At 69.9% G+C, this 11,060-nt stretch carries 10 protein-coding genes and 2 tRNA genes; 9 read left to right on the top strand and 3 right to left on the bottom strand.

The annotated features are described in order from the left end of the window. Positions 1-143 precede the first annotated feature (143 nt). Positions 144-1,580: an amino acid permease gene (locus ACFV2S_RS03730; RefSeq protein ID WP_329855142.1), complete on the bottom strand. Its 1,437-nt coding sequence runs from the start codon at positions 1,578-1,580 to the stop codon at positions 144-146. Between the two features lie 196 nt (positions 1,581-1,776). Between ACFV2S_RS03730 and ACFV2S_RS03725 the strand changes: the two genes are divergently transcribed. Both ACFV2S_RS03725 and ACFV2S_RS03720 read left to right on the top strand, forming a co-directional pair. Then, entirely contained in the window at positions 1,777-2,271 is a 495-nt protein-coding gene (locus tag ACFV2S_RS03725; RefSeq protein WP_385553906.1) for a ribose-5-phosphate isomerase, read from the top strand. Continuing rightward, on the top strand, positions 2,271-3,080 hold the full coding sequence (locus ACFV2S_RS03720) for an Fpg/Nei family DNA glycosylase (protein WP_385553904.1): 810 nt from the start codon (positions 2,271-2,273) through the stop codon (positions 3,078-3,080). Before ACFV2S_RS03725 ends, ACFV2S_RS03720 begins: the two co-directional genes overlap by 1 nt. A 36-nt stretch (positions 3,081-3,116) precedes the next feature. Here ACFV2S_RS03720 and ACFV2S_RS03715 read toward each other — a convergent pair whose 3' ends face one another. Beyond that, positions 3,117-4,346 carry a GNAT family N-acetyltransferase gene (locus tag ACFV2S_RS03715; RefSeq protein WP_385553902.1) on the bottom strand — a complete coding sequence of 410 codons (1,230 nt, stop codon included), beginning with the start codon at positions 4,344-4,346 and terminating at the stop codon, positions 3,117-3,119. 106 nt (positions 4,347-4,452) lie between these two features. Between ACFV2S_RS03715 and ACFV2S_RS03710 the strand changes: the two genes are divergently transcribed. Both ACFV2S_RS03710 and ACFV2S_RS03705 read left to right on the top strand, forming a co-directional pair. Continuing rightward, positions 4,453-5,598: a PP2C family protein-serine/threonine phosphatase gene (locus ACFV2S_RS03710; protein ID WP_385553901.1), complete on the top strand. Its 1,146-nt coding sequence runs from the start codon at positions 4,453-4,455 to the stop codon at positions 5,596-5,598. 137 nt (positions 5,599-5,735) lie between these two features. Then, positions 5,736-5,930: a hypothetical protein gene (locus tag ACFV2S_RS03705; RefSeq protein ID WP_015033610.1), complete on the top strand. Its 195-nt coding sequence runs from the start codon at positions 5,736-5,738 to the stop codon at positions 5,928-5,930. 153 nt (positions 5,931-6,083) lie between these two features. Here the strand turns inward: ACFV2S_RS03705 and ACFV2S_RS03700 are convergent. Then, positions 6,084-6,154 (bottom strand) — tRNA-Gly (locus ACFV2S_RS03700). Positions 6,155-6,286: 132 nt separating this feature from the next. Between ACFV2S_RS03700 and ACFV2S_RS03695 the strand changes: the two genes are divergently transcribed. From ACFV2S_RS03695 to clpX, 5 genes are all read left to right on the top strand, one after another. After that, positions 6,287-6,363, top strand: a tRNA-Pro gene (locus ACFV2S_RS03695). Between the two features lie 171 nt (positions 6,364-6,534). Beyond that, positions 6,535-7,920, top strand: a complete 1,386-nt coding sequence (tig, locus tag ACFV2S_RS03690; RefSeq protein ID WP_383791005.1) for a trigger factor — start codon at positions 6,535-6,537, stop codon at positions 7,918-7,920. Between the two features lie 240 nt (positions 7,921-8,160). After that, positions 8,161-8,778: an ATP-dependent Clp protease proteolytic subunit gene (locus ACFV2S_RS03685; RefSeq protein WP_385553899.1), complete on the top strand. Its 618-nt coding sequence runs from the start codon at positions 8,161-8,163 to the stop codon at positions 8,776-8,778. Between the two features lie 65 nt (positions 8,779-8,843). After that, on the top strand, positions 8,844-9,506 hold the full coding sequence (locus ACFV2S_RS03680) for an ATP-dependent Clp protease proteolytic subunit (RefSeq protein ID WP_385553897.1): 663 nt from the start codon (positions 8,844-8,846) through the stop codon (positions 9,504-9,506). Between the two features lie 156 nt (positions 9,507-9,662). Further along, the gene (gene clpX / locus ACFV2S_RS03675) at positions 9,663-10,946 is read left to right on the top strand and encodes an ATP-dependent Clp protease ATP-binding subunit ClpX (RefSeq protein WP_015033605.1); all 1,284 of its coding nucleotides are present in this window, start codon (positions 9,663-9,665) and stop codon (positions 10,944-10,946) included. Positions 10,947-11,060 lie beyond the last annotated feature (114 nt).

Here is an 11,060-nt window from a genome sequence, read left to right as displayed (position 1 = left end):
CCCTGGCGGGGGGTCCGCGGGCCGCCCTTCGGTCTGTCTCGGGGCCCTCTGGCACCGCCGCCGTATGGCTGGTCAGCGCCGCCCCCCCCCCCCCGCGCCCCCCCCCCGGGGCCCTTTCACGTGCGACGCGCGGACGACCGCCGTCAGACGCGCTCGGCGGACTTGCCGACCCGCTGCCTGACCAGGGAGATCGCGATCACCAGCGCGGCCACGAGCAGGGAGAGCACGACCTGGTCGCGGTTGCTGCCGCCGTCGTAGACCATGTAGCCGAGGACGCCGACGATCATGACGATCGTCGCCCACGTCAGGTACGGGAAGAGCCACATCCGCACGACCAGCTTCTCCGGCGACTCGCGCAGGATGATGCCGCGCATCCGCAGCTGGGTCACGCAGATGACCAGCCAGACGAAGAGCGCGACGGCGCCGGAGGAGTTCAGCAGGAAGGCGAAGACGGTGTCCGGCCACTTGTAGTTGAAGAAGACCGCGACGAAGCCGAAGACGACCGAACCGAGGATCGCGGCCGTCGGCACGCCCCGCTTGTTGACCTTGGCGAAGGCCTTCGGCGCGTCACCGCGCTGCCCGAGCGAGAAGGCCATGCGGGAGGCCGTGTAGAGGCCCGAGTTCAGGCAGGACAGGACGGCCGTGAGGACGATCACGTTCATGATCTGGCCGGCGTGCGCGATGCCGATCGAGTCGAGGGCGGCGACGTACGAGCCCTTCTCGACGATCGACTTGTCGTTCCACGGCAGCAGCGTCAGGACGACGAAGATCGAGCCCAGGTAGAAGACGCCGATCCGCCAGATCACGCTGTTGGTGGCCTTGGTGACGGCCTTCTGCGGGTTCTCGGACTCGCCGGCGGCGAGCGTGACGATCTCGCTGCCCATGAACGAGAAGACGACCATCAGCACACCGGTGAGGACCGCGCCCGCACCCATCGGGAAGAAGCCCCCGCTGTCGGTGAGGTGCGCGAACCCGGCGCCCGGGTTGTCCGAGCCGGGGAGCACGCCGAAGACCGCGAGCAGACCGATGACGACGAAGGCGCCGATGGCGACGACCTTGATGCCGGCGAACCAGAACTCGAACTCGCCGTACGAGGCGACGGAGCCCAGGTTGGTCGCGGTCAGGACCACCATCACGATGAGGGCCCAGCCCCACTGCGGCACGGCCGGGACCCAGCTCTCCAGGATCTTGGCGCCCGCGGTCGCCTCGACGGCGAGGACGACGACCCAGAAGAACCAGTACAGCCAGCCGATGCTGAAGCCGGCCCAGCGGCCCAGGGCCTGGTCCGCGTAGGCGGAGAAGGAGCCGGAGGACGGCCGGGCGGCGGCCATCTCGCCCAGCATCCGCATCACGAAGACGACCATGGCGCCGACGAGTGCGTACGAGAGGAGGATCGCGGGGCCCGCCGCGGCGATGCCGGAGCCGGAGCCGACGAAGAGGCCGGCGCCGATCACGCCGCCGATCGCGATCATCGACAGGTGGCGGTTCTTGAGCCCGGCCTTGAGGCCGTCGGAGGACTGCGCGGGACCGGTGGTACCGGTCTCCTGGCCGTCCTTCGTCAGGGTCGGTTGCGTGTTCATCGACGCTTCCTTGTGTGTGGGGGCTGCTCGGGTCGCGAGCCCGAGCATTGAACACTGTGGGCGGGTGTGATCGGAAGACCTCATTCCGGATCGTTGTACGGGCGACCTCGCGAGAGTCGAAGGTCCGTACCAGGCCGGGTGAAGGTCCCGACCCCGCTGCCTGCTACCCGGGCCGTGACGTGCCACACTCGGCACCATGCGCGTCTACATCGGTTCCGACCACGCCGGCTTTGAACTCAAGAACCACCTCGTCGAGTGGCTCACGGCACACGGCCACGAGCCCGTCGACTGCGGCCCCCACATCTACGACGCCCTGGACGACTACCCGCCGTTCTGCCTGCGCGCCGCCGAGAGGACGGCCGCGGACCCGGACGGCCTGGGCATCGTCATCGGCGGCTCCGGCAACGGCGAGCAGATCGCCGCGAACAAGGTGAAGGGGGTGCGCGCCGCCCTCGCCTGGAGCGAGCAGACCGCCGCCCTCGGCCGCGAGCACAACAACGCCAACGTGATCTCCGTCGGCGGCCGGATGCACACCCGGGAAGAGGCGACCAAGTTCGTCGAGATCTTCCTGAACACGCCGTACTCCGGTGACGAGCGTCACACCCGCCGCATCGACATGCTCACCGCGTACGAGACCACCGGCGAGCTCCCCCCGATCCCGGCGCACCACCCGCAGGAGCCGACCGCCTGATGCCCGAGGGGCACACCATCCACCGGCTGGCCGCCGACCACCGCGAGCGGTTCGGCGGCCGGCCCGTACGCGTCTCCAGCCCCCAGGGCAAGTTCGCCGACTCGGCGGCCCTGCTCGACGGCACCGTCCTGGAGACCGCCGAAGCCCACGGGAAGCACCTCTTCCTCGCCTTCGAGGACAGGGAGTGGATCCACATCCACCTGGGCCTCTTCGGCAAGGTGAACTTCGGCGACGCCCCCGCCCCGCCTCCCACGGACACCGTCCGACTGCGGCTCGGCACCCCCGAGGGGTACGTCGACCTGCGCGGACCCACCACCTGCGCCCTGATCACGGACGCCGAGAAGCGCGCGATACACGACCGGCTCGGCCCGGACCCGCTCCGCCGGGACGACGACCCGGCACGGGCCTGGCGCCGGATCTCGAAGTCCCGCACGACCATCGCCGCGCTCCTCATGGACCAGAAGGTCATCGCGGGCGTCGGCAACGTCTACCGCGCCGAGGTCCTCTTCCGCCACGGCATCGACCCCTACCGCGCGGGCCGGGACCTCACGGCGGGGGAGTGGACCCTGATCTGGGAGGACCTCGTGGTCCTCATGCGCGAGGGCGTCCGCCTCAACCGCATCGACACGGTCCGCCCCGAGCACACCCCCGAGGCCATGGGCCGCCCGCCCCGCGTGGACGACCACGGCGGCGAGGTCTACGTCTACCGCCGCGCGAACCAGCCGTGCCACATCTGCGGGGACGAGATCCGCACCGCCGACCTCGCCGCCCGCAACCTCTTCTGGTGCCCCGGCTGCCAGACCCGCTGACCCGGGGCGCGTCCGGCAAGGTCCGAAAGAGACGGCCTAGAAGCCGTGCGGCAGCCAGGGCGCGACGGGCGACCCGAAGGCCACGGAGGCCTCCGTCAGCGCCCCCTCCCGCAGCTCCCGCACCCGCCCCGCCGAGGCCAGCGACACCAGCGAGGTCCCGCCCAGGTACGCGGCACCCAGCTCCCGCACCGACAGGGCCAGGTCCGCCGCGTCCTCCGAACGGACACACACCGCGCCCTTCGCGTCCCCCGTCAGCCGCCACCGCCCCGCGTTCCACGGACAGAACGCGTCCTCGACCTCGAACACCACGTCCACCGGCGCCTGGTACGTCCGCGCCTCCAGAGCCGCGCCCACCTCCACCAGCCGCACGTGCAACGCGTCACGCACCGTCGGCTCGCACCGCCGCACGTCGCTCACCAGGTGCTGCCAGGCGTCGTCCACCGGCCGGCTGCGGAACCGTACCGTCGGGGCCAGGTCCACCGAGCAGAGGAACCGCCACAGCGCCGCCTCCGCCGCCGGGTCGAGCCCCGCCAACTGGTGCACGTTCACGGTCCCTTCGGCCCCCGCGTACGACCAGTCCGGCTTGATCGCGTAGTGCGCGAAGCCCACGACCTCCCCGTCCCGCTCCGCCAGCACGCACTGCCGCGGCGAGGCGCCCTCCCGGTCGGCCACCGGGTCGATCAGCGGCAGCCGCTCCCACCCCGGCCGCCGCGCCAGCATCCCGGGCCGCGCCGGCACCAGCCGCGCGTACACCGCCTCGCACACCGCCGAGGACTCCGCCAGGTCCGCCCGCCGCAGCGAGACCCGGTCCGTGCCCTCCGGCACCGCCAGCCGCACCCGGTTCGTGTCGATCGCCGCGTGCGCCGAGTACGCGCCGACGCCGTAGCCGAACCGCCCGTAGATCTCCGGCTCCGAGGCCGTCAGCACGGCCAGGCACTCGCCCGCCGCCCGCAGGTCGTCCAGCTGCCGGCGCATCATCGAGGTCAGGATCCCGCGCCGCCGGTGCGTCCCCGCCACGCTCACCATCGTCACCCCGCCCGCAGGGACCGACGCCCCGCCCGGCACCGTCAGCCGGAAGGTGAACGCCCCCGCCGTACCCACGCACAGATCGCCGTCCCAGACGCCCAGGGAGCGTTCGAACTCGGTCAGATCACGCCACAGCCGCCGCTCCTCCGGCGCCTCCGCCACACCGCCGAAGGCGAGCTCCAGCACCTCGTACCAGCGGTCCCACTCCGACGGGTCGAGAACCCGCAGTTCAGTCGTCATATGCCATCGATATCAGCGGCGCCCGCCCGGGGCGACCCGATTTCACGCACATTGTCACGGGGGTACCCCTGCACGATGTCCGGCGGGATGGATAGGGTCCAGGCCAATGGGACAGCGCGCCGGAGTGAACACGTACGCGGCCCGGACACGCAGGCGCGTGCGCCGGGCCCGCGTCGTGCTGCGCAGATCCGCCGTCGACTACTTCCGCGGCGACGGCGCCGACTGGCTCGCCTTCGCCGGACTCCTCCTGATGATCCCCCTCATCGCCTGCGGGACCCTCCTCGACCCCGTCTGGTGCTCGCCCGCCGCGCTCGTCCTGCCGATCGTGGCCGGCGGCCTGCTGCTGCGCCCCGCCAGCCTGCTCGCCCTGTACGCGGCGGCCGCGGGCGCCCTCATCGTCGAGTCCGTCGTCCTCGGCCCGTACACCCAGGGCCCCGCCAGGGTCACCCCCGGCACCGTCCTGGTCGTCGCCGCCTGCGGACTCTTCGGCCTCCTCATCGCCCAGTTCCGGGCCCGGGTCGGCGTGCCCTGGCGGCGCGGCGGCACCATGCTCTTCGACCTGCGCGAGCGCATCCGCGTCCAGAGCGCGCTGCCCCGGCTCCCGCAGGGCTGGCACCGCGAGATGGCGCTGCGCCCGGCCGGCGGCCAGTCCTTCTCGGGCGACTTCGTCGTCGCCGCCCGCACCCACGGCGGACGGACCCTGGAGGTCGTCCTCACCGACGTCTCCGGCAAGGGCATGGACGCGGCCTCCCGCTCCCTGCTGCTCTCCGGCGCGTTCGGCGGCCTCCTCGGCTCGCTCCCGCCGCACGGATTCCTCCCGGCGGCCAACGGCTACCTCCTCCGGCAGAACTGGGACGAGGGCTTCGCCACCTCGATCCACCTCGTCCTCGACCTGGAGTCCGGCGACTACGAACTCTTCTCGGTCGGCCACCTGCCCGCCCTCCAGCTCCACGCGGGCAGCGGACGCTGGGAGGAGAAGGCCGCCGACGGCCCCCTCCTCGGCGTCTACGACGGCGCCGAGTTCCACCCCGTCAAGGGCTCCCTGCGCCCCGGCGACGTCCTCATGCTCTTCACCGACGGCCTCGTCGAGGCCGCCGACCGGGACATCGCCGAGGGCATCGACCGTCTCACCGGCGAGGCCGACCGCTGCGTCGCCGACGGGTTCGAGGGCACGGCCTGGCACCTGATCGAGGCCGTCGCCAAGGACGTCAACGACGACCGGGCCCTGCTGCTCCTCTCGCGCCCCGCATGACGTGATCTTCTCCACCACGATTCGTCACCCGGCAGCGAGGGCAGGGGGGTTGGTGGCACGATGGAGACAGCGGGGGGTGTTCCGAGACAGGGGCTCCCTGGTGGGCAAGGCGGGACCGACCGAGGGTGTGATCAGTTGTGGCCATTTCACTGTCTGTGGTGTTGCTGTTGGCAATCATCCTGGTGGTGCTGATCCGAGGGGGGAACCTCAAGGGCGGCCCTGCCGTGGTCGCGGTCCTCTTCGGCTTCTTCCTCGCCTCCACCGGCATGGCCGACGACATCCAGCGCTTCCTGGACTCGATAACGCAGACGGTGGCCTCCATCAAGTTCTGACCGGGCGTGCCGCGCACACGACGAAGGGCCCCCGCCGAGACCGGCGGGGGCCCTTCCCTGCGTGCGAGCGGCCGTCCTTCGCGGAAGCCCGGGCGCGACTCGTGGCTCGGAACGCAAGAAAACCCCAGGTTTCCTGGGGTTTTCTTGATTCAGAGCGGGTGACGGGAATCGAACCCGCGTAGCTAGTTTGGAAGACTAGTGCTCTACCATTGAGCTACACCCGCACAGCGTCGCGCCGCAGGTCACGAGGACCGCGGCACGAGGAGCATGGTAGCCGGTCGGGAGGCCTTCGCGCACACCCCGGAAACTGGGGGCGCCGCACAGTCTCCGTCCATGTACCCTACGTGTCGCACCGACGGGGTGTGGCGCAGCTTGGTAGCGCGTCCGCTTTGGGAGCGGAAGGCCGTGGGTTCAAATCCCGCCACCCCGACCATGACGATCACGCGCTCACCTCGCGCAGTCTTGATCACGTTGTGGGCGTCATCCCGCTTGCGGTTACTATGCAAGCTGCGTGCCCGTGTGTCTTTCTGACCGGGCCGACCCGCCGGAACCGCCACACGCGGCCCCGGTGGATTCCAGGAATCAGCCACAAGGAGACCGAACCGTGAAGAGCGCCGTGGAGACCCTGAACCCGACCCGGGTTCGGCTCACTGTCGAGGTGCCCTTCGAGGAGCTCAAGGACAGCCTCGACGCGGCGTACAAGAAGATCAACCAGCAGGTCACGGTCAAGGGCTTCCGTAAGGGCAAGATCCCGGCTCGCGTGATCGACCAGCGGTTCGGCCGCGGCGCCGTGCTGGAAGAGGCCGTCAACGACGCGCTCCCGAAGTTCTACACCGAGGCCGTCAACGAGGCCGACGTCAACCCGCTCGGCCAGCCCGAGGTCGACATCACCGAGCTGAAGGACGGCGAGCTGCTGGCCTTCACCGCCGAGGTCGACATCCGCCCGGCGATCGAGATCCCGGACTACTCCGGCATCGAGGTCACCGTCGACGCGGTCGAGGTCACCGACGAGGACATCGAGAAGTCCGTGGAGCAGCTCCGCGAGCGCTTCGCCTCGACCTCCCCGGTCGAGCGCGCCGCCGCCGAGGGCGACGTCGTCACCATCGACCTCGAGGCCAAGGTCGACGGCGAGGTCCTGCCCGACGGTGTCGCCAGCGACGTCTCGTACACCATCGGTTCCGGCGAGCTCCTCGACGGCATCGACGAGGCCGTCAAGGGCCTGGAGGCCGGCGGCGAGGCCACCTTCACCTCGCAGCTGAAGGGCGGCTCCGCCGAGGGCAAGGACGCGGAGGTCACCGTCAAGGTCACCACCGTCGCCGCCCGCGAGCTCCCCGAGCTCGACGACGAGTTCGCGCAGCTGGCCTCGGAGTTCGACACCCTCGACGAGCTCAAGGCCGACAGCCGCAAGCGCCTCGAGAACATGAAGCAGTTCGACCAGGCCACCCAGGCCCAGGAGCGCGTCCTCGACGAGCTCCTCAAGCTGGTCGAGGTCCCGATGCCCGAGAAGCTTCTCGAGGACGAGATCAACACCCGCAAGCACAACCTGGAGCACCACCAGCTCGGCCAGATGGGCCTCGACCTCGCGAAGTACCTGGAAGTCCAGGGCAAGACCGAGGAGGAGTTCCTGGCCGAGACCAAGGAGCAGGCCGAGAAGGGCATCAAGACGCAGTTCATCCTCGATGAGCTCGTCAACAAGGAGAAGCTCGACGTCTCCCGCGAGGAGCTCACCGAGCACCTGTTCCGCCGTGCCGCCTCCTCCGGCATGAGCCCCGACCAGTTCGCCCAGGCCGTGGCCCAGCAGGGCCAGGTCCCGATGCTCGTCGGCGAGGTCGCCCGCGGCAAGGCCCTCGCGGTCGTCGTCGAGGCCGCCAAGGTCGTCGACACCAACGGCGAGGTCGTCGACCTCTCCGACGACGAGGACGAGCTCGAGACCGCCGCCGAGGCCGTCGAGGCCGTCACCGGCGAGGCCGAGGTCTCCGAGGACAAGTAAGGGCACCCGCCCCCGGCGGACCCCGCTCCACGGGCCCGTACGCACTGCTGTGCGTACGGGCCCGTGGACGTACCGGGAACGGCTTACACGCCCCCAACTACCTTGCGCTCCCAGCGAACAGTTCGGGAACCGGGATGGCGTTGTCCGACCTGCGCGTTAGGGTCCATGAATACGAGGGCACTGCCCTCTGAACAAGACGCTGAGACGGCTTGGGGCCGTCGGAGACGAGCAGGTGGATACGTGACGAATCTGAAGCCTTACGCCGCGGGTGAGCCGTCCATCGGTGGCGGCCTCGGCGACCATGTCTACAACCGGCTGCTCGGCGAGCGCATCATCTTCCTCGGCCAGCAGGTCGACGACGAGATCGCCAACAAGATCACCGCGCAGATGCTCCTCCTGGCCGCCGAGCCGGAGAAGGACATCTTCCTGTACATCAACAGCCCCGGCGGCTCGGTGACGGCCGGCATGGCGGTCTACGACACCATGCAGTTCATCCCGAACGACGTCGTCACCATCGGTATGGGCATGGCGGCCTCCATGGGCCAGTTCCTGCTCACCGCCGGCGCCCCCGGCAAGCGCTTCGCGCTGCCGAACACCGACATCCTGATGCACCAGGGCTCCGCCGGCATCGGCGGCACGGCCTCCGACATCAAGATCCAGGCCGAGTACCTGCTGCGCACGAAGAAGCGCATGGCCGAGATCACCGCGCAGCACTCCGGCCAGACCGTCGAGGCGATCATCCGCGACGGCGACCGCGACCGCTGGTTCACCGCGGACGAGGCCAAGGCCTACGGCCTGATCGACGACATCATCACGCACGCCGCGGGTGTTCCGGGCGGCGGCGGCACGGGCGCCTGAGCGCCGGCAGCCCGCCGAAGAACCCAAGACCTCCGCCGAACGCCACCAGGACGGTGAACACCCAGATGCAGAACAACCTCTCCCCGAGCGGCCTCTACACCGGCGCGCCGATGGACAACCGCTACGTCGTGCCGCGCTTCGTCGAGCGCACCTCGCAGGGCGTGCGCGAGTACGACCCGTACGCGAAGCTCTTCGAGGAGCGCGTGATCTTCCTCGGCGTGCAGATCGACGACGCCTCCGCCAACGACGTCATGGCGCAGCTCCTGTGCCTGGAGTCGATGGACCCGGACCGCGACATCTCGATCTACATCAACAGCCCGGGCGGCTCCTTCACCGCCCTCACGGCCATCTACGACACGATGCAGTTCGTGAAGCCGGACATCCAGACGGTCTGCATGGGCCAGGCGGCCTCCGCCGCGGCCGTGCTGCTCGCCGCCGGCACCCCCGGCAAGCGGATGGCCCTGCCGAACGCCCGCGTGCTGATCCACCAGCCCTCCGGCGGCACCGGCCGTGAGCAGCTCTCCGACCTGGAGATCGCGGCCAACGAGATCCTGCGCATGCGCACCCAGCTGGAGGAGATGCTGGCCAAGCACTCCTCGACGCCGATCGAGAAGATCCGCGACGACATCGAGCGCGACAAGATCCTGACGGCCGAGGACGCCCTGGCGTACGGGCTCGTCGACCAGATCGTCTCGACCCGTAAGAGCACGGCCTCCGCCGAGCGCTGACGTCAAACCTTCCCCTGGCACGGCCCGTGTGGCCGAATCGCGACCATGTGAACCGTGCCAAGGGGGGCCCGAACGGGGGGCCCGGCAAGGTACCGTCGAATATGAGGCACCAGGAGTCGCTGAACCAAGCACTCCCAGGCGAAGGGGAAGCACCTCGTGGCACGCATCGGTGATGGCGGCGACCTGCTCAAGTGCTCGTTCTGCGGAAAGAGCCAGAAGCAGGTGAAGAAGCTCATCGCGGGACCCGGTGTGTACATCTGCGACGAGTGCATCGACCTCTGCAACGAGATCATCGAGGAAGAACTCGCGGAGACGAGCGAGGTGCGCTGGGAGGAACTCCCCAAGCCCCGCGAGATCTACGAGTTCCTCGAGGGGTACGTCGTCGGGCAGGAGCCCGCGAAGAAGGCCCTCTCGGTCGCGGTGTACAACCACTACAAGCGCGTCCAGGCCGGCGAGAACGGCGGCGCGCAGGGCCGTGACGACGCCATCGAACTGGCGAAGTCCAACATTCTGCTGCTCGGCCCCACGGGCTCCGGGAAGACGCTGCTCGCGCAGACCCTGGCCCGCATGCTCAACGTCCCGTTCGCCATCGCCGACGCGACGGCGCTGACGGAGGCCGGCTATGTCGGCGAGGACGTCGAGAACATCCTGCTCAAGCTGATCCAGGCGGCCGACTACGACGTCAAGAAGGCCGAGACCGGGATCATCTACATCGACGAGATCGACAAGGTCGCCCGTAAGAGCGAAAACCCGTCGATCACGCGTGACGTGAGCGGTGAGGGCGTGCAGCAGGCCCTCCTGAAGATCCTGGAAGGCACTACGGCCTCCGTCCCGCCCCAGGGCGGCCGGAAGCACCCGCACCAGGAGTTCATCCAGATCGACACGACGAACGTGCTCTTCATCGTGGGCGGCGCCTTCGCCGGCCTGGAGAAGATCATCGAGTCGCGGGCGGGCGCCAAGGGCATCGGCTTCGGGGCGACCATCCGCTCCAAGCGCGAGATCGAGGCGAGCGACCAGTTCCAGGAGGTCATGCCGGAGGACCTGGTGAAGTTCGGGATGATCCCCGAGTTCATCGGACGTCTCCCCGTCCTCACCTCCGTCCACAACCTGGACCGCGAGGCGCTCCTCCAGATCCTGGTCGAGCCGCGCAACGCGCTGGTGAAGCAGTACCAGCGCCTCTTCGAACTCGACGGTGTGGAGCTGGACTTCGACCGCCCGGCCCTGGAGGCCATCGCCGACCAGGCGATCCTCCGCGGCACCGGCGCGCGCGGCCTGCGCGCCATCATGGAGGAGGTCCTCCAGTCGGTCATGTACGAGGTCCCGTCCCGCAAGGACGTGGCCCGCGTGGTCATCACGGCCGACGTCGTCCGCAACAACGTCAACCCGACGCTGGTCCCGCGGATCGTGAAGAACGACGGCAGGCACGAGAAGTCCGCCTGAACCGTGGGCACATGGAAGGGGGGGGCCCCCCCCCCCGGGGGGGGGCCCCCGCCCGGGGGGGGGGGGGGGGTGGGCGCGGGGGGGGGGGTGTGGTTAGGGGGGGTGGGGGGGTGG

This window comes from Streptomyces sp. NPDC059695 (genome assembly GCF_042733785.1).
Classification (GTDB): Bacteria; Actinomycetota; Actinomycetes; order Streptomycetales; family Streptomycetaceae; genus Streptomyces.
This window is presented reverse-complemented; position numbering and strand designations above follow the sequence as displayed.